Origin of the sequence: Pandoraea pulmonicola, from assembly GCF_000815105.2 — a bacterium.
GTDB lineage: Bacteria > Pseudomonadota > Gammaproteobacteria > Burkholderiales > Burkholderiaceae > Pandoraea > Pandoraea pulmonicola.
Map to the genome: position 1 here is coordinate 5,750,493 of NZ_CP010310.2, position 18,446 is coordinate 5,768,938.

14 protein-coding genes are annotated in these 18,446 nt (G+C 66.6%); all 14 read right to left on the reverse strand.

The genetic code is table 11. The features are described 5' to 3' along the window. Window positions 1-36: 36 nt before the first annotated feature. The 14 genes from RO07_RS24935 to cheA all read right to left on the reverse strand — a co-directional run bounded on the left by RO07_RS24935 (window position 37) and on the right by cheA (window position 18,357). Entirely contained in the window at window positions 37-891 is an 855-nt protein-coding gene (locus tag RO07_RS24935) for a MinD/ParA family ATP-binding protein (protein ID WP_052266878.1), read from the reverse strand. Further along, the gene (flhF, locus tag RO07_RS24940; protein ID WP_039406758.1) at window positions 884-2,140 is read right to left on the reverse strand and encodes a flagellar biosynthesis protein FlhF; all 1,257 of its coding nucleotides are present in this window, start codon (window positions 2,138-2,140) and stop codon (window positions 884-886) included. The genes RO07_RS24935 and flhF overlap by 8 nt, the downstream gene beginning before the upstream one ends. Beyond that, window positions 2,137-4,242, reverse strand: coding sequence for a flagellar biosynthesis protein FlhA (flhA, locus tag RO07_RS24945; protein WP_052266879.1), 2,106 nt, complete (start codon window positions 4,240-4,242; stop codon window positions 2,137-2,139). The genes flhF and flhA overlap by 4 nt, the downstream gene beginning before the upstream one ends. A gap of 3 nt (window positions 4,243-4,245) precedes the next feature. Beyond that, window positions 4,246-5,397, reverse strand: a complete 1,152-nt coding sequence (gene flhB, locus RO07_RS24950; protein ID WP_039406760.1) for a flagellar biosynthesis protein FlhB — start codon at window positions 5,395-5,397, stop codon at window positions 4,246-4,248. Window positions 5,398-5,569: 172 nt separating this feature from the next. Then, on the reverse strand, window positions 5,570-6,163 hold the full coding sequence (gene cheZ / locus RO07_RS24955) for a protein phosphatase CheZ (RefSeq protein ID WP_052267481.1): 594 nt from the start codon (window positions 6,161-6,163) through the stop codon (window positions 5,570-5,572). A gap of 65 nt (window positions 6,164-6,228) precedes the next feature. Continuing rightward, a complete protein-coding gene (cheY, locus tag RO07_RS24960) occupies window positions 6,229-6,627 on the reverse strand; it encodes a chemotaxis response regulator CheY (protein WP_039413638.1) in 399 nt (132 codons plus the stop codon). A gap of 146 nt (window positions 6,628-6,773) precedes the next feature. After that, window positions 6,774-7,796 (reverse strand): protein-glutamate methylesterase/protein-glutamine glutaminase, encoded by a 1,023-nt coding sequence (locus tag RO07_RS24965; RefSeq protein WP_052267482.1) that lies wholly within the window; start codon window positions 7,794-7,796, stop codon window positions 6,774-6,776. 53 nt (window positions 7,797-7,849) lie between these two features. Further along, the gene (gene cheD / locus RO07_RS24970; RefSeq protein ID WP_039406765.1) at window positions 7,850-8,524 is read right to left on the reverse strand and encodes a chemoreceptor glutamine deamidase CheD; all 675 of its coding nucleotides are present in this window, start codon (window positions 8,522-8,524) and stop codon (window positions 7,850-7,852) included. A 1-nt stretch (window position 8,525) separates the two neighbouring features. After that, a complete protein-coding gene (locus RO07_RS24975) occupies window positions 8,526-9,467 on the reverse strand; it encodes a CheR family methyltransferase (RefSeq protein ID WP_039406768.1) in 942 nt (313 codons plus the stop codon). Between the two features lie 71 nt (window positions 9,468-9,538). Then, window positions 9,539-11,173 (reverse strand): methyl-accepting chemotaxis protein, encoded by a 1,635-nt coding sequence (locus tag RO07_RS24980; RefSeq protein ID WP_039406771.1) that lies wholly within the window; start codon window positions 11,171-11,173, stop codon window positions 9,539-9,541. Window positions 11,174-11,353: 180 nt separating this feature from the next. After that, window positions 11,354-13,144 (reverse strand): methyl-accepting chemotaxis protein, encoded by a 1,791-nt coding sequence (locus tag RO07_RS24985; RefSeq protein ID WP_039406774.1) that lies wholly within the window; start codon window positions 13,142-13,144, stop codon window positions 11,354-11,356. Window positions 13,145-13,206: 62 nt separating this feature from the next. Further along, entirely contained in the window at window positions 13,207-15,582 is a 2,376-nt protein-coding gene (locus RO07_RS26790; protein WP_052266880.1) for a methyl-accepting chemotaxis protein, read from the reverse strand. Window positions 15,583-15,673: 91 nt separating this feature from the next. Then, window positions 15,674-16,189 (reverse strand): chemotaxis protein CheW, encoded by a 516-nt coding sequence (locus RO07_RS24995; protein WP_039406777.1) that lies wholly within the window; start codon window positions 16,187-16,189, stop codon window positions 15,674-15,676. A 17-nt stretch (window positions 16,190-16,206) separates the two neighbouring features. Further along, window positions 16,207-18,357, reverse strand: coding sequence for a chemotaxis protein CheA (cheA, locus tag RO07_RS25000; protein WP_237171488.1), 2,151 nt, complete (start codon window positions 18,355-18,357; stop codon window positions 16,207-16,209). Window positions 18,358-18,446: the final 89 nt, after the last annotated feature.

The window sequence follows — 18,446 nt, forward strand, 5'->3', positions numbered from 1 at the left end:
TTTCCCTCCGCTTCCTCTCGACGCGTGCCGTGCCGCTCAGGCCGTGTGCGCGCTCACCGCGCCCACGCCATGCGCCAGCTCGCCACCGCGATCGCCGCCGATGTCGCCCATTGCCGCATCCAGCGCCGCCAGCGGCCAGTGCATCACCTGTGCCGCCAATTGACGATATGCCACCGCCGCCGGCGCCATCGGGAACGCGTCGACCACGGTGCGCGTCAGTTGCCGCGCACGCATGACCTGACGGTCCACGGGCACGTGGCCCGCCAGCTCCAGCGACACCGCCAGATAACGGCTCGCCGTCGTCGCCAGATTGCGACACACCACGCGGGCCTCCACATCCTCCGCCCGGTTCACCAGCACCCGGAACTGCGCCAGCGCATATTCGTAATGCGCCTGCTTGATCCACGAATAGGCCCCCGTGATCGACGCAGGCTCGCGCCCGAGCACCACCAGCACATCGTTCGCATGCGCGGCGAGCGGACTGAGCAGCGCGCCCGCGTGCGTGCAGTCGATGACCACGACGTCGGGATCGCCCGCAGCGAGCAACGGCAGCGCGCGCAGCGGATCGATGCGCTCCGGATGACGATGCGCGACCGGCACCAGCACCACGTTGTCGCGCGTGTGCACGCGAATCGAATCGGCCGCGACGCGACCGGCAAGGACGTCGTGAATATCGCCCCGCAGCGGCAGCCCGAGCGCCGGCGCGGCATGACCGCTCTCGTCGGCCAGCACGACATCCTGACCGTGATGGGCCAGCGCGCTGGCCAGATTCAGTGCCGCACTCGTCTGACCCGCTTCAGGCGCACTCCCGACCACCGCGACGATGCGCGTGGCATGGCGCGCCACCAGACGGCGCAGTCCCTCCGCTTGATCGAGTACGAGTTTAACCAAAGCACGCCTCGCCAGAAGATTGTGCGGGCGCGAACAGCCCGCTGTAGTTCGGATCGACCCCGCGCACCACGGCCGGCAAGTCTTCCTCGGCCGGCACGAACGGCGAACCCGTCACCGGCGCGGAAAGCGCCGTCTCGATCAGGAACTCGCGGTCCGCCACGTGCAGGTTCTCCGGCACGCGCTGCCCCGTCGACACATAATGCACCGACAGACGATGACGGATCACGGTATCGAGCACCGAGCCGAGATTGGTGGTCTCGTCGAGCTTGGTCAGAATACACCCGGCGAGATCGCCGCCCCCCTCCGCGCTGGCGCTGCGATACGCATGCACCACTTCGTTGAGCGTGTCGCCGTGGCTCGTCGCATTGAGCAGCAGCAGACGCTGCACCGGCGTCTGCGCCCCGCACAGCATCGCCACCTGCTCCGGCACGGTGCGATCGCGCTGACTCATGCCGACCGTGTCGATGAGCACCATGTGCTTGTTGCGCAGCTCGGTCAATGCCAGACGCAGATCCGTCGCGTCCTTCACCGCGTGCACCGTCACACCGAGAATCTTGCCGTAGATGCGCAGTTGCTCGTGTCCGCCGATACGGTAGCTGTCCGTCGTGAGCAGCGCGAGCTTCTCCGCCCCGTGACGCATCACGCAACGCGCCGCGAGCTTGGCCGTGGTCGTGGTCTTGCCCACGCCGGTCGGCCCCATGAGCGCATACACGCCACCGCGCTCCATCAGTTCGTCTTCGTTCGGCATGATGGGCAGGTTGCGCTTGAGCGCGCTCTTCACCCACTCGAGGCCCGCTTCGCGCTCGCTGCCTTCCGGCAGGTGCTCGAGCAGCGCGCGTCCCAGCTGTGCCGAGAAACCCGCGGCGAGCAAGGTGCGCAGAATCTCCCCCTGCGCGGGCGAGCGGCGCTGCTTGTCGTTCCACACCAGACCGGCCACCTGCTCTTCGAGCAGGCCGCGCATGCTCTGGAGCTCGCCCATCATGGTCTGCGCGAAGGCGCTCGCCGCGGCGACGTCCTGGGCCGCCGAGCCTCCCGTCGGTGCGGCGACGGGCGCTGGCCGAGGACGCGGCCGGAACGTGGGCATGTCGCCGCCGGCAAGCGCGTCCAGATCCTCCTCGGCCAACGCCACGATTTCCACGCCGTTGCCGACCGAACGGTTGGACAACACGACCGCATCGGGTCCGATTTCCTCGCGAATCTGGCGCAGTGCGTCACGGCACGTGCCCGCAAAGAATTTCCGAATCTTCACGCTTGACCTCCGATGAGTGCCGTCATTTTCACGTTGCGCGTATCAGGCACTTCCGCATACGACAAAACCTTGAGCTGCGGCAGGCTGCGGCGCAGGAAGCGCGAGAGCAGCGAACGCAGCGGATGTTGAACCAGCAATACAGCCGGCAGCCCCTGACGCTCCTGACGCGCCACAGCCGCCTGCGTCTCACGCAGCAGCGTGTCGGCGAGGCCCGGTTCGAGACCGGTGCCGCCGCCGGCGGACAGCGCCTGCGTGAGAATTCTTTCGAGACTCGCGTCGAGCCCCACGACCTCCAGGTCGCCGTTGCCCGGGAACACGCTCTGCGTGATCGCGCGCCCCAGCGACAGGCGCACCAGCGCCGTGAGATCGTGCGGGTCCTGCACGCGCGCGCCATGTTCGGCGATGGTGTCGATGACGGTGCGCATGTCACGAATCGGCACCTGCTCCTCGAGCAGGTTTTGCAGCACCTTCTGCAGCGTGGTGAGCGCGACCGTCTTCGGCACCAGGTCTTCGATGAGCTTCGGCGCGTCCTTGCCGATACGCTCGATGAGCTGCTGCACCTCCTGACGCCCCAGCAACTCGTGCGCGTGAGCATTGATTAGATGGTTCAGGTGCGTGGCCACCACCGTGCCGGCATCGACCACCGTGTAGCCGTACGCCTGCGCCTGATCGCGCTGGCCGACGTCGATCCACGTGGCCGGCAGGCCGAAGGCGGGGTCTCGCGTGGGCGTGCCCTGCAGCGGCGCGCTCACCTGACCGGGGTCGATCGCCAGCAATTGGCCCGGATACGCCTCGCCCTCGCCGATGATCACGCCCTTGAGCGTGATGCGGTACTGATTCGGGCGCAGTTCCAGGTTGTCACGTATATGCACCACCGGCGCGAGAAAACCGATCTCCTGCGCGAACTTCTTCCGGATGCCCTTGATGCGCTTGAGCAGTTCGCCGTCCTGATTGCGGTCGACGAGCGGGATCAGGCGATAGCCGACTTCGAGGCCGAGGGGATCGACCAGCGCCACGTCGTCCCACGAGGCTTCGGCGACTTCGGCCGGCGCCGTCGCGGCCGTGGGCGCCGGACGCGCCGCCTGCTGCTTGCTCGCTTCGGCGCGGCGGAACTGCCAGCGCGCGAGCGCGCCGAGGCCGAGGGCCAGCAGCAGGAAGGCGAAATGCGGCATGCCCGGGATCAGGCCCATCAGACCGAGAATGGCAGCCGTGATGCCCAGCACGCGCGGATTGCTGAACAGCTGGGAGACGACCTGCTGGCCGATGTCTTCGTCGGTGGCCACACGCGAGACGACCACGCCGGCGGCCGTCGAGATCACCAGTGCCGGGATCTGCGCGACGAGGCCGTCGCCGATGGTCAGCAGCGTGTAGTTCTTCGCCGCGGTGCCGAGGTCCAGGTTGTGCTGGACCACACCGACGATCAGGCCGCCGACGATGTTGATCACCATGATGAGCAGACCGGCGACCGCGTCGCCGCGCACGAACTTCGAGGCGCCGTCCATGGAGCCGTAGAAGTCGGCCTCCTGAGCGATCACCGCGCGGCGCTTGCGGGCTTCCTCTTCGCCGATCAGGCCGGCGTTCAGGTCGGCGTCGATGGCCATCTGCTTGCCGGGCATGGCGTCGAGGGTGAAGCGCGCCCCCACTTCCGCGATACGTCCGGCCCCCTTGGTGATCACCATGAAGTTGATCACGACCAGGATGACGAACACCACGATACCGACGGCGTAGTTGCCACCGACCAGGAAGTGGCCGAACGCCTCGATCACCTTGCCGGCGGCGTCCGGACCGGTATGGCCTTCGAGCAGCACCACGCGGGTGGACGCCACGTTCAGCGACAGGCGCAGCAGCGTGGAGAACAGCAGCACGCTCGGGAACGCCGCGAAGTCGAGCGGCTTTTGCGTGTACATGCTCACGAGCAGCACCATCACCGCCAGCGCGATGTTGAAGGTGAACAGCAGATCCAGGATGAACGGCGGCAACGGCAGGATCATCATGCCCAGAATCATGATGATCAGCACCGGCGCGGCGAGCGACTTCAGGTTGCCGCCGAGAAGCAGTTGCGACGAGCGCAGTAGCTGGTTCGCGCGAGGGTTGAGGTTCATTCGTTACACTCGTTTCGACCGGGCGCGCCGCGGCGCGGCGAGTTCGGCCGGCACCGGCAGTTCGGTCGGCGTGATCGGCGCCACGCCGCCCTCGGCACGCCAGCGGCGAAGCTGGAACACCCACGCCAGCACTTCGGCCACGGCCGTGTACAGGGTGGCCGGAATTTCGTGGCCGATCTCCACGTGCGCATGCAGCGCGCGGGCCAGCGGCGGGGCTTCGAGAATCGGGATGTTGTGCTCCACGCCCATCTCGCGAATACGCTGGGCCACCAGATCGGTGCCCTTGGCGAGCACGCGCGGCGCGCTCATGTTGTCCTTGTATTCGAGGGCGACGGCGAAGTGCGTCGGGTTCGTGACGATCACGTCGGCGCGGGGCACGTCCTGCATCATGCGGCGGCGCGCGACCTGGCGCTGCAACTGGCGGATATGCGCCTTCAGGTGCGGATCGCCTTCGTTTTCCTTGTTCTCCTGACGCACTTCCTCCTTGGTCATGCGCAGCTTCTTGTAGTGCTGCCAGAGCTGGAACGGCACGTCGATGGCCGCCACCAGCAGCAGCGACGCCACGATGAACGCGCAACACACCACGATCATCTCGCCCACGTACGGCAGCGCCGCACGCGGCGACTGCGTCATGAGGCCCATGACCGCGTCGCGATCGCGCGCGATGGCCCAGTACGCCACGGCGCCGACCAGCAGCGTCTTGGCAATCGCCTTGACCAGCTCGATGAGGCCCTGCACGGAGAACATGCGCCCGAACCCCTTGAGCGGATTCAGACGGCCGAAGTTGGGGGCGAGCGACTTGGTGGTGAAGAGCCAGCCGCCGAGCGCCATCGGCGCGAGGATCGCCGCGAGCACCAGCAGTCCGAGCAGCGGCGCAATGGTCATGAGCGCGTCGGCCCCGGAGTGGGCCGCGTTCGAGAGCATGCGATGCGTGTCGAGGGCGGTGCCGGGCTCGAACTGCATGCCGCGGCGCATGAGCTGGCCGAAGCCCTGCGAGATGCGCTCGGCCGTCATCCACAGACCGGCCACCCCGGCCGCCAGCAAGGCGAACGTGGATAGCTCGCGCGAACGCGCAACCTGTCCCTCCTCGCGCGCCTTTTCAAGGCGCCGAGGGGACGCGGGTTCCGTCTTTTCGAGATCGCTATCCTCAGCCATGCCCTATCCACAACGGGCGGACGAACCCACCCTATCGCGACCGATTATGGCCGTAACCGTCAAGTCACAAAGGGGGGAATAGAGGCGGGATTGGGCGGTATTTCGCCCGGGCGGGCGGTCGCGCGACATTGCGCCGCGCGCGAAGCGCCCCGGCTGCCGGGCGCCACGACCGTCAGAATCCGAGGCTGGCGAGCAGATCGTCGACCTGGCCCTGATCGGCAACGATGTCGGTGCGGCCTTCCTTCTTGATCTGCGGGCCGTTGAGCAGCGAGTCCTCGGCTTCCTTGCGCTTCTCGGGCGGCATGTTCTCGAGCAGCGTCTGGAGCAGATGCTTCTCGATCTCCTGCACCACTTCCATGATCTTCTTGATGACCTGCCCGGTCAGATCCTGGAAGTCCTGCGCCATCATGATTTCCGTCAGATGGGCATTGGTCGTGCGGGTGTCTTCGGGCACGCGGCGCAGATAGGTGCGCGTCTCCTGCACGAGCTTGCGGGCATCGTCGAGTTCGAGCGGCTGGTCGAACCACTTGGCCCAGCGCTCGTCGAGCGCGTTGGCGTCGCTCTCGAGGCGGTCCTGAATCGGCTTGGCCAGTTCGATGGCCGTCAGCGCGCGCACCGCCGCCTGCTCCGTCATGGTGGCGACGTAGTTCAGCCGGTCCCGCGCATCGGGAATCGCTTCGGCAGCCTGCTCCAGTTGCTTATCCAGCCCCAGCTCGCGCAGGTTGTCGCGCAACATGCGCGTCAACTGCCCGACGCGCATGAGCATGCGCTCGGCCGGATCGGCGCCGCCGGGCTCGGCCGGCCATTCAATGCTCGCCTCGTGGGTCACGGTCAGGCCCCCGTTTTTTCCATTTTCTCGAAGATCTTGCCCAGCTTTTCATCGAGGGTCGCGGCCGTGAACGGCTTGACCACATACCCGCTCGCCCCGGCCTGGGCGGCGGCGATGATGTTCTCCTTCTTCGCTTCGGCCGTGACCATCAGCACCGGCAGCTTCGAGAGGTTCGGATCGGCGCGGATCTGCTGGAGCATGGTCAGGCCATCCATGTTCGGCATGTTCCAGTCCGACACCACGAACTCGAAGTTGCCGCCGCGCAGCTTGGCCAACGCCGCCGCACCGTCTTCGGCCTCGTCCACATTGGAGAAACCGAGCTCCTTGAGCAGGTTTCGCACGATCCGGCGCATCGTCGGAAAGTCGTCGACGACCAGGAATTTCATGTTCTTGTCTACCATCATCACTCCAATTCGGCGGGCTCCGCGCGGGAGCCGGCCATATTCACGGGCAAATGCCGCCGTCACTCAGTGCCCTAAGTGTGTCCGCAAACCCACGCGAAGCATACGGCGAACAAATGCCAATTAGGGGCCAATTTGGCGCCCTACTATACCCGTTGCGTGCGTTCGCCGAATTTCGCGACCTGATGCAGCACTTTTCGGGCCATCTCGTGCAGGGGCACCACTTCTTCCGCCCCGCCCATTGCGATGGCCTCGCGCGGCATGCCGAACACGATGCAGCTCGCCTCGTCCTGCGCGAACGTGTACGCACCGGCCCGGCGCATCTCCACGAGACCGGCGGCGCCGTCGCGGCCCATGCCCGTCAGGATCACGCCGATGGCATTGCGCCCGGCGTGCACGGCCGCGGAGCGAAACAATACATCGACCGACGGCCGATGTCGATTCACCGGCGGCGCCGGGTCGAGCAGCGCCACGTAGTTCGCCCCGCTGCGCGAGAGCTGCAGGTGGGTGTCGCCGCCCGGTGCGATATACGCATGGCCCGGCAGTACCCGCTCGCCGTGTTCGGCTTCCTTCACCGTGATCCGGCACAAACCGTTCAGGCGTTGCGCGAACGACTTCGTGAAGCCGGCCGGCATGTGCTGCGTGATGAGAATCGCCGGGGCGTCCGGCGGCATCGGCACGAGCACTTCGCGAATCGCTTCCGTGCCGCCCGTCGAGGCGCCGATGATGATCAGCTTCTCGGTCGACACGAGCGGGTTGCGCAACATCGGGGCGGCCTCGACCGGCGCGGGCGCCGCGCTCTTGGGCGGGGCGCTGCGCACGCGGGCACGCGCCGCGCCGCGGATCTTGTCGGCGATCATCTCGCCGTATTCCAGCATGCCGTCACGAATGCCCAGACGCGGCTTCGTCACGAAATCCACCGCACCGAGTTCGAGTGCGCGCAGCGTGACCTCGGAGCCGCGCTCGGTCAGCGACGACACCATGAGCACCGGCATCGGGCGCAGGCGCATGAGCTTCTCGAGGAAGTCCAGGCCGTCCATGCGCGGCATTTCGACGTCGAGCGTGAGCACGTCCGGGTTGTGTTGCTTGATCAGGTCGCGCGCCACGAGCGGGTCGGGTGCGGTCGCCACTACGGTCATGTCCGGTTGTGCATTGATGATCTCGGTCATCAGACTGCGCACGAGTGCGGAATCGTCCACGCACAGGACTTTGATTGGTTCGCTCAAGCCTCCTCCATTTGTCGGTTGTCAGGCCCCGGCCGAGGCTTGGCATTTCTGGCCGGTGGCGCAAAAAGTTCTACGGAGCCCCGTACTTCGCGTGCACGCAGTCGCTGCGCGTACGCCTGTTCACGCTGGACAATCGCCGGATCGCCCCGGTCGCCCAGCTTCTTGACCATCACCCGCCCGGTGCGCGGCAAAAAGCACACCTTGCGCGGATGCGGTCCGAGCAGATCCTGCGCTGTCACGCGAATCTGCTCCATCTCGAGATACCGCAACACGAAATTCGCATTGCGGTCGCCGATATTCAGTGTCGTCATGCCCGCGAGCACCGCGCCGCCGCCGAAGACCTTGGCTTCGAGCCGCTCGCGGCGTGCGCCAAGCTTGATGAGCTCGTTGATGAGCATTTCCATCGCGTACGCGCCGTAGCGCATGGACGCCGACAGAATGCGGTCGCGCTCGCTCTCGCCATCGTCGGGCAGCATGAAGTGGTTCATGCCGCCGATGCCGGTGACGGTATCGCGTACGCACGCCGCCACGCAAGAGCCGAGCACGGTCACGAGCATGATGTCTTCCGTCGTGACGTAGTACTCCGACGGCAGCAGCTTCACCGCCTGCGTGTTGAACGCGTTGTCGAAATAGTGGTTGGTGGCGAGCGCTTCGGCCAATGGCTGTGCCATGTCAGGCTCCCCGTGCGCCCGTGCCGGCCAGCTCGTACACCGTCTGCCCGCGCAGACGGAACGCACGGCTCACATAGGTGAAGTTCTCCGAGTGCCCCGCGAAGAGCAGGCCGTCCGGTTTGAGCAGCGGCACGAAGCGCTCCAGAATGCGCGCCTGCGTGGCCTTGTCGAAATAGATCATGACGTTGCGGCAGAAGATGACGTCGAACGGCCCGCCGATCTGCCACGACGGCGCGAGCAGGTTCAGCGGCTCGAACGTCACCAGTTGCTGCAATTCCGGGCGCACCTTGATCTTGCCCGCGTTCGCGCCCGTGCCGCGCAGGAAATGCCGGCGCAACTGCTCCTGCGTGAGCTTGCCGGTCTGCTCGCCGTTGTACACGGCGGCCGAGGCGCGCGCGAGCACCTGTGTATCGACGTCGGTGGCCAGCACGCTCGCATTGGGTCGCGAGCCGAGCGTGTCGACCAGCGTCATCGCGATCGAATACGGCTCCTCGCCGGTGGACGCCGCGCAGCACCAGACCGAAATCGGCTTGGCGCGATTGCGCACGAAGTCGGCAAGCAGGGGGAAGTGATGCGATTCGCGGAAGAACGATGTGAGATTCGTGGTCAGCGCATTGGTGAACGACTCCCACTCGGCGTCGCCCGTGTCGGCCTCGAGCATGTCGAGGTATTCGGTGAAGCTCGTCATGCCCAGCGCGCGCAGACGCCGCGCGATGCGGCTGTACACCATCTCGCGCTTGTGCTCGGCCAGCGCAATCCCGGCGCGCTGGTAGATCAGGTTGCGGATACGGCCGAAGTCGGCCAGCGAGAAGGCGAAGTCGCGCTCGCCCGCGAGGGCGGCACCGCTCGCGCGCGCGAAATCCGCGCTGCGCGAACCGGCGTCGCCATCGGGGCTGCCAGCCCCACGGCGCGTCAGATGCGAAGAGTTGCGCGAATCAGTCATGGTTTCTCACTTTGGTACAGCTTGGGTCATTCACTTCGATCTTGGCTTCGTTTCCAGCTTCATTGCCGGTTTCACGCCGCCCGAGCCAGCGGCCGTGGCGACGATTCGCGATGCCCTGCCCCGACCGAATGGAGCGCCGCCGCGCTTGCACCGTTTCCACCGCTCGTCTGGAACACCGATACCGCCGCACGCAGCTCATGCGCCTGCGATTCGAGCGAGCCGGCCGCCGCCGCGGCCTCTTCCACCAGCGCCGCGTTCTGCTGCGTCACCTCATCCATTTGCGCGACTGCACGATTGACCTGCTCGATGCCGCCCGACTGTTCCGCCGAGGCGGCCGATATCTCGCCCATGATGTCGGTGACGCGTTTGACCGCCTGCACGATCTCGCCCATCGTCTGACGCTGTTGCGCCACGAGGGCGGTGCCGTCCTGCACGCGGCGCGCCGAATCCTCGATCAGCGCCTTGATTTCCTTGGCGGCCGACGCGCTGCGCTGCGCCAACGTGCGCACTTCGCCCGCCACCACGGCGAAACCACGGCCCTGCTCGCCGGCGCGCGCGGCTTCCACCGCGGCATTCAGCGCGAGGATGTTGGTCTGGAAGGCGATGCCGTCGATCACGCCGATGATGTCGACGATCTTGTTCGAGCTGGCGGAAATGCCGTCCATGGTCTCGCCGACCTGGCTGGACACTTCGCCGCCGCGCGTGGCGATATCCGACGCGTTGACCGCCAACTGGCTGGCCTGACGCGCGTTGTCCGCGTTCTGCTTGACGGTCGCGGTGAGCTGTTCCATCGACGAGGCGGTCTGCTCCAGCGACGCCGCCTGCTGTTCGGTGCGCGCTGACAGATCCGTGTTGCCCGCCGCGATCTGCTGCGCGGCGGTCGTGATGGACTCGGTGCCCTGACGGATTTGCCCGATGGTCCCGGCCAGCGTGCTCTGCATGCGCTGCATCGCGAAGAGCAAGCTGGTGGTGTCGCCCGGCGTCACGTTCACGTGGCTTTGCAGATCGCCCGAAGCGATGCGTCGTGCGATGTCCGCCGCGTATTCGGGCTCGCCGCCGAGGCTGCGCTGCACGTTGCGAATGATCGTCATCATGGCCGCCGTGACGATGGCACCGATGATCAACAGCGCGATGCCGAGGCGGAGCAGCGTGCTGTAGAACGATTCGTTGATGTCCTGCACATAGACGCCGCTCATCAGCCCCCAGTCCCACGGCGCGAAGTACTTCACGAACGAGATTTTCGCGAGCTGCTCCTCGCTGCCGGCCTTGCGTCCGTAGTACTCGACGAACCCCGTGCCCTTCTCCTTGGCCAGGCGCGACATCTCGACGAAAATCAGTTTGCCTTTCGAGTCCTTGTAGTTGGAGACGTCCTTGTTGACCAGATCCGCGAGCGTCGGATGCATGAGCACGACCGGCTTCGAATCGAAGATGACGAGATAGCCGCTGTCGCCGTAGCGCATCGCCTTCAGACTCGCCATGGCCCGCTGCTTCGCCTCTTCGACGCTCATCTTGCCCGCGGCGGCCTGCGCCGCGTAGTCCTGCACGATGCCGTCGGCGGTGGTGACGATGTCCTGCACGGCCGTGCGGCGCTCGGAGAGCACCGTGCCGCGCTCGTGCCAGGCGGCCCAGCCGCCGAGGAACAACAGACCCAGCCACATCAGCGCGAGCGCGGACCAGAGTTTTGCCTTGAGACTCAACTGCATCATGATGCGACGCCTCCACTACCAGCCCATCGCGGCACTTCTGTGCAGTGCGCGCGACGGCTTTGTCTTACCCAGTGTTGCCACTTGCCGACACGCGCCTCACCCGGGTGGGCAAGGCGCGTGCACCGTTCCTGTAGGTTGTTGCCGACGTTCTCTCGACGGCGGATGCAACGTATTGCCCGATCAGAAGGTTTCCCAGTCGCCGTTCGCGTCGTCCGTGCCCGTACGGCCGCTCGCCGCCGGGGCGGCTGCCACGGCCGTCGGCGCGGGCCTGCGCAGCGGTGCCGGTGCCGGCGCCGCCTTGGGGGTCGGCGCGGCTGCCGGGGCTGACGATGCGGCAGGCGCCGCGACCTTCTTTGCTGCCGAGCGTGCCACCGGCTTGGCCGCCGGCAGGGTCGGGGCCGCCGCATGGCTTATCGCCGCCTGACTGCCGTCGAGCCGGAATACGCTGACCACCGACTTCAGGCGATTGGCCTGCTCTTCGAGCGAACCGGCCGCCGCGGCCGCTTCTTCCACCAGCGCCGCGTTCTGCTGCGTGACTTCGTCCATCTGCGTCACGGCGCGGTTGACCTGTTCGATGCCGCCCGACTGCTCTGCCGAGGCCGCCGAGATCTCGCCCATGATGTCGGTCACGCGCTTGACCGCCTGCACGATCTCTTCCATCGTCTGACCGGCTTGCTCCACCAGTGCCGAGCCATCCTGCACCTTGTGGGCGGAGTCCTCGATCAACTCCTTGATTTCCTTGGCCGCCGCCGCGCTGCGCTGCGCGAGCGTGCGCACTTCGCCGGCCACCACCGCGAAGCCGCGACCCTGTTCGCCGGCGCGCGCCGCTTCCACCGCCGCGTTCAGCGCGAGGATGTTGGTCTGGAAGGCGATGCCGTCGATCACGCTGATGATGTCGACGATCTTGTTGGAGCTCGTGGAGATGCCGTTCATCGTGCCGACCACGCGGCCGACGACATCGCCGCCGCGTGCGGCGATCTCCGACGCGTTGACCGCCAGTTGGCTGGCCTGACGTGCGTTGTCCGCGTTCTGCTTGACGGTCGCTGTGAGCTGCTCCATCGACGACGCCGTCTCTTCGAGCGATGCGGCCTGCTGTTCGGTGCGAGCCGACAGGTCGGTGTTGCCCGCGGCGATCTGCTGCGCGGCCGTCGTGATGGACTCGGTGCCCGAGCGGACTTCCGCCACGGTGCGCACGAGGCTGTCCTGCATGTGCCTCACGCCCTTGAAGAGACGTCCCGTCTCGGTCTCGTTCCACACGTCGATGCGTTGCGTGAGGTCGCCGGCGGCGATCTTCTCGAAGTGGCGGATGGCGTCGTCGATCGGGCCGACGATGGCGCGCGTGAGCGTGATCTGCGTGATGATGCCGACGATCAGACCGACGACCAGGCCGATGCCGACCAACCACATCACCAAGGTGTAGCGTTCCTGCGCTGCGAGGTAGCGTTCTTCGGCGTTCTTCACCTGCAGATCGGCCAGCGCGGTCATCGCCTTGTTGTAGTCGCCGAACAGACGCGGCACGTCCATCACCGTCTTGGCGTGGAAGTCGGGGATGTCGCCCGATTCGATCGCCTTCAGCGCAGGCAGGATGCCGTCGTTCACGACCTTGGCGCGCGCGGCGATAACGCTGTCGGCGAGCGGCTTCTCGCCGTCGCTCATGGGCAGCGCGGCGTATTTCGCCCAGGCGTCGTCGGCCTTCTTGAGATTGTTGCGTACGTTTTCGATCGCTGTCTTGATTTCGGTCGGATCGGCGATGAATTCGATGCGCGAGAGCGTTACCCGCGCCGACAGCGTGGACATCGTCGTCTGGGCGAGCGAGCGCGACGACGCCATGTCGTTCGAATAGATATCCTGCAACGATGCATTGCTCTGTCGCAACGACAGGAGACCGACTGCGGCGCCCACGACCAGCAGCACCATGAAGAGCCCGAGCGCCAGCGTCAGCCGCGCCCGGATGGTGACATTCTTAAACATAACGACCTCTACCCCGTGAAGGCCGGCATGCCGCCGGCGTACCCATCCCAATCATCGAAACGTCAAAACTCTTCCCAGTCGCCCGGGTCGCTTGACGACGTGCCCGTCGTGCCGCCCGTCGTGCCGCCCGTCGTGCCGCCCGTCGTGCCGCCCGCCGGCGCCTTGCCGCGGCGTGCCGCCAATTGCAGGACCTGCGCATCTTCCTGTGCCGCGGCGTTGGCCGGGGCCTGCGCAACGGCGGCTTGCGGGCGACGCGTCGCCGTGCGTGCCGCACCACCGCCGGCGCTCGCGCGAGCCGGCGCCGCGCTCACTGCAGACGCCGCACCCGCGCGCGCCGATGCGACAGAGCTCGCCGATGCAGTAGACGTCGCCGCGGACTTGTGCAGCACCGCCGTGCTGCGCGCATTGGCGGCCTGCCGCGCGTCGCCCACGCGGAATACCGAGACAGCATCGCGCAGACGATGGGCCTGCTCTTCGAGCGAGCCGGCGGCCGCAGCCGCTTCTTCCACCAGCGCCGCGTTCTGCTGCGTGACTTCGTCCATCTGCGTCACGGCGCGGTTGACCTGCTCGATGCCGCTCGACTGCTCTGCCGAGGCCGCCGAGATCTCGCCCATGATGTCGGTGACGCGCTGCACGGCCTGCACGATCTCGTCCATCGTCCGACCGGCTTGCGCCACCAGCGCCGAGCCGTTCTCCACGCGCCCGACCGAGTCTTCGATGAGCACCTTGATTTCCTTGGCCGCCGCCGCGCTGCGTTGTGCGAGCGTGCGCACTTCGCCGGCCACCACCGCGAAACCGCGACCCTGTTCGCCCGCGCGCGCCGCTTCGACCGCGGCGTTCAGCGCCAGGATGTTGGTCTGGAACGCGATGCCTTCGATCACGCTGATGATGTCGACGATCTTGTGCGAGCTCGTCGAGATGCCCTGCATCGTGTCGACGACGTTGCCCACCACCTGACCGCCGCGCGCGGCGATCTCCGAGGCGTTGACCGCGAGCGTGCTCGCCTGCTTGGCGTTGTCCGCGTTCTGCTTGACGGTCGCGGTGAGCTGTTCCATCGATGAAGCGGTCTGCTCCAGCGACGCGGCCTGCTGTTCGGTGCGCGCTGACAGATCCGTGTTGCCCGCCGCGATCTCGCGCGACGCCACGTTGATCGATTCGATGCCCTCGCGCACATCGGAGACGATGGACAGCAGGCTGTTCTTCATGACCGTCAGGCCAAAGAGCAGTTGTCCGATTTCGTCGTTGCCGGTGCTCTCCGTCCTGCCCGTCAGGTCGCCCGCGGCGATCTGCTTGGACATCGACAGCGCCACGCGCAGCGGATGGTTGATCGCGCGGCGCAGAATGCCGCCGAGCACGAACAGCACGACGATGCCGCCCACCACCGCCACGGCCGTGAGCGCGCGCACCAGCGTGTGTTCCTTCTGCGACTGCTGATACAGTTCGGTGGCCTGCGTGAGCTCCAGGCGCGTGAGCACGTTGAGCTCGTCGCGCATCGGGCCATAGGCCGGCTTCACCTTCTCGAGATACGTCTGCTGCGCGCCTTCGGCCGAGCCGGCCTTGAGCATCTCGACGGTCTGCTGAAGGCCGTCGGTGGTAAAGCGCTGACGAATGACGTTGAAGCGCTCGGCCTGCGCCTGCGTGGCCGGGTCGACCGACTTCATATACTCGGCCCACTGACGATTGATGTCGTCGAAGCTCCCCGCGATCTCGTCGCCCGCGCGCTTCATGGCGTCCAGGTTGGGGTTGCCCACGGCTTCGGCCACGAGCAGCACGTCGCGATCGAGCTTCTGGCCGATGACGCCGAGCGTGCTCACCGGCACCATGCCGTTCTGGTAGACGTGCAGCAGCTTCTCGTTGCTGCTCGACATGCCCCACATGCCCAGACCGCCCACCGCGGCGAGCAGGATCGTGCCGAGCACGATGATGCCCGTGAGCCGCGCGCGCAGCGTATCCAGACGGATCCGGCGCAACAACGCCGCAATGCCGCCGCGCTCGACGCGGCCGCCGCGAATGCGCAGATTGCCGGCCTGTCCGTTACGGAAACGCGCGTAGATCGCCTCGGCCTCGGCGGTCGCGCCCGCGGCCGGACGTACGCGCACCGACGTATAGCCCACGACCGCGTCGTTTTCCAGCGTCGGCGTGACGGTGGCGAGTACCCAGTAGTAGTCGCCGTTCTTGCGGCGGTTCTTGACCAGCCCCGTCCACGTATCGCCGCGCTTGATCGTCTCCCACAAATCACCGAACGCCTCGGGCGGCATGTCCGGATGGCGCACGATATTGTGCGGCGCGCCCAGCAATTCATCACGCGTATAGCCGCTCACCTCCACGAATGCGGGGTTGGCGTACGTGATCCGTCCCTTCAGATCCGTTCGCGAGATCAGGTACTGATGCTCGTCGATGACGAATTCGTTCTGGGTGACGGGCTGGTTGTCGCGCACGTGCTCGGTCTCCGGGGTCGTGGGGTGGATGGGTTATGTCTGTAGGATCGGTCGCGGGTGTCTCGGCCCGTCTGTCGGATCTCGCTCGGGTTCAGCTCGTCAGACGCTCGATGAGCGCCATGTCGGCACTGGTCATCAGCTTCTCGATGTCCATCAGGATCAGCATGCGGCCTTCGACCGTGCCCAGGCCCGTGATGTACTCGGTGGCCAGTTGCGCGCCGAACTCGGGCGCCGGCTTGATCTCGCCGCGTGCGAGCGTGAGCACGTCGGACACGCCGTCGACGACCATGCCGACCACGCGACCCGCCACGTTCAGGATGATCACCACGGTCTGCGTGTCGTACTCGACGCGACCCAGGCGGAACTTGATGCGCATGTCCACGATCGGCACGATGATGCCGCGCAGGTTGATCACGCCCTTGATGAAGTCCGGCGCGTTCGCGATGCGCGTGACCGCGTCGTAGCCGCGAATTTCCTGCACCTTCAGGATGTCGATGCCGTATTCCTCTTCACCGAGCGTGAAGACCAGAAATTCGTGACCGTCGCCATCGGTCTGCATGGCGCCGCCCTGGCGCGACACGGCCTGCTCTTGCGAAAGGTTGTCCATCTAACGCGTCTCCGACTTCAGTTGAAGATGGTGGCAGCGGCCGAGCGCTGGCCGCGCTGGAGCGCCGCCACGTCGACGATCAATGCCACACTGCCGTCGCCCATGATGGTGGCGGCGGAAATACCGTGAATACGGCGGTAATTGGTTTCGAGGTTCTTCACCACGACCTGCTGCTGCCCCACCAGCTCGTCGACGAGCAGCGCGAAGCGCCGGCCTTCGGCCTGAAGGATCACGATGATGCCCTGCGTCGGATCGAGACGAGCATCAGGCACGTCGAACGCGCGGTACAGCTCCACGAGCGGCAGGTACTCGCCGCGCACCAGCACGACCTGGCCCTCGCCGGTCACGGCGCGAATGTCGTCGCGGCGCGGTTGCAGCGACTCCATCACGAAGTTCAGCGGCAGGATGAAGATCTCCGGACCGACCTTGACGGACATGCCGTCGAGAATCGCCAGCGTGAGCGGCAGGACGATGCGGATCGTCGTGCCCTTGCCGCGCGAGGACAGAATCTCCACGTGCCCGCCCATCTGCTGGATGTTCCGCTTGACGACGTCCATGCCCACACCGCGGCCCGACACGTCGGTCACCGCTTCGGCGGTCGAAAAACCCGGCGCGAAGATCAACTGCCAGACTTCCTCGTCCGTCATCGAGTCGGACACGTTCATGCCCTGCTGCTGCGCCTTGGCAAGAATCTTCTCGCGACGCAGACCGGCGCCGTCGTCGCTCACTTCGATGACGATGTTGCCGCCCTGATGCGCGGCGGAGAGCACGAGCTGGCCGACCGGGTCCTTGCCCGACGCCAGACGCGCCTCGGACGTTTCGATGCCGTGGTCGAGACTGTTGCGCACGAGGTGCGTGAGCGGATCGATGATGCGCTCGATCAGGCTCTTGTCGAGTTCGGTCGCCTGACCGAACGTGACGAGTTCGATCTGCTTGCCGAGCTTGCCCGCGAGATCGCGCACGAGACGCGGGAAACGCGAGAACACGTAGTCCATCGGCATCATGCGGATGGACATCACGGCCTCCTGCAGATCGCGCGCGTTGCGCTCGAGCTGGCCCATGCCGTTGAACAGGCGGTCGTGGAGCATCGGGTCGAGGCTGCTGGCCGTCTGCGCGAGCATGGCCTGCGTGATCACCAGTTCGCCCACGAGGTTGATGAGCTGGTCGACCTTCTCCACGCCCACGCGAATCGAGCTGTTTTCGTGACCCGCGTTGCCGCCCGCGGCGGGGGCGGCGGCGCGCTTCTCGGGCGGATGCTGGGCACCGCCGCCATTGCCGGCGGAAGCACCGGCTTGCGGCGCCGGTGCGGCAGGCGGCACGACGATCGGCTCGGCGGCCGGCGGCGGCACCGGCGCGGTGGCGACCGGTTCGGCGGCGGGCACTTCGATCGGCGCGGCAGCGGCCGGGACCTGCTCGGAAATTTCGGCCGTCGATGCCGGTGCGGCCGATGCGGCCGGTGCAACCGGTGCTTCGACCGGTGTGGCCGCCGCCGCGGCGGCGGCGTCCTGCACGTCGATCTGCGACGGCTCGATCACGAAACAGCACACGGCGAGGATGTCGTCGGCGCCGCACGTCGTGTCGAGCCACAGATGCAGCACGTCGCCGCTGGAATGACGGCCCGCAACCTGTCCGAGGTTGCCCAGTTCCTCCGCGAGCAGCGTCTGGTCCTTCTCGGCCACACCGGTGAGCGTGACTTTCAGGCGGGTCTGGCCGGCGGGCACGGCGCTCGTCGGCGCGCCGCTCGCGTCCACGGCCGGCTCGGCGGCCGGTGCCGCGGATGCAGTGGATGCAGCAGGCGCTGCCGGTGCGGCCGCGGGCGTCGCGGCGGCTGCCGGCGCGCTGCTGTCTTCGGCCGCGAGTTGCTGGAGCACCGCGCAGATGCGCGTCATCGCCTCGACGTCGGGTTCACTGGAGGCGCGGTAGGCATTCAACTGTTGATGCAACACGTCTTTGGTTTCCAGGAAGGTGTCGACCATCTCGGTGCGCAACTTCAACTCGCCGCGACGCGCGCGATCGAGCAGGTTTTCCAGCAGGTGAGTGGTCTCGGTGAGCGCGGTGAAGCCGAACGTGGCGGCGCCGCCCTTGATCGAGTGCGCCGCGCGGAAGATCGCGTTGAGCTGCTCGTTGTCGGGCGCGTTGACGTCGAGCGCCAACAGGAGGTGCTCCATTTCGGCGAGCAACTCTTCGGCTTCATCGAAAAAGGTCTGGTAGAACTGGGTGATATCCACCGGTTTCCTCGTCCTAACTTGGTTGTGCC

Excerpts from the sequence above, each read along its gene's own strand:
- flhA (WP_052266879.1), bottom strand. The coding sequence starts at position 4,242 with ATGAACCTCAACCCTCGCGCGAACCAGCTACTGCGCTCGTCGCAACTG.
- flhB (WP_039406760.1), bottom strand. The coding sequence starts at position 5,397 with ATGGCTGAGGATAGCGATCTCGAAAAGACGGAACCCGCGTCCCCTCGG.
- cheZ (WP_052267481.1), bottom strand. The coding sequence starts at position 6,163 with ATGCTCATGCGCGTCGGGCAGTTGACGCGCATGTTGCGCGACAACCTG.
- cheY (WP_039413638.1), bottom strand. The coding sequence starts at position 6,627 with ATGGTAGACAAGAACATGAAATTCCTGGTCGTCGACGACTTTCCGACG.
- RO07_RS24965 (WP_052267482.1), bottom strand. The coding sequence starts at position 7,796 with ATGACCGAGATCATCAATGCACAACCGGACATGACCGTAGTGGCGACC.
- cheD (WP_039406765.1), bottom strand. The coding sequence starts at position 8,524 with ATGGCACAGCCATTGGCCGAAGCGCTCGCCACCAACCACTATTTCGAC.
- RO07_RS24975 (WP_039406768.1), bottom strand. The coding sequence starts at position 9,467 with ATGACTGATTCGCGCAACTCTTCGCATCTGACGCGCCGTGGGGCTGGC.
- RO07_RS24980 (WP_039406771.1), bottom strand. The coding sequence starts at position 11,173 with ATGATGCAGTTGAGTCTCAAGGCAAAACTCTGGTCCGCGCTCGCGCTG.
- RO07_RS24985 (WP_039406774.1), bottom strand. The coding sequence starts at position 13,144 with ATGTTTAAGAATGTCACCATCCGGGCGCGGCTGACGCTGGCGCTCGGG.
- RO07_RS24995 (WP_039406777.1), bottom strand. The coding sequence starts at position 16,189 with ATGGACAACCTTTCGCAAGAGCAGGCCGTGTCGCGCCAGGGCGGCGCC.
- cheA (WP_237171488.1), bottom strand. The coding sequence starts at position 18,357 with ATGGAGCACCTCCTGTTGGCGCTCGACGTCAACGCGCCCGACAACGAG.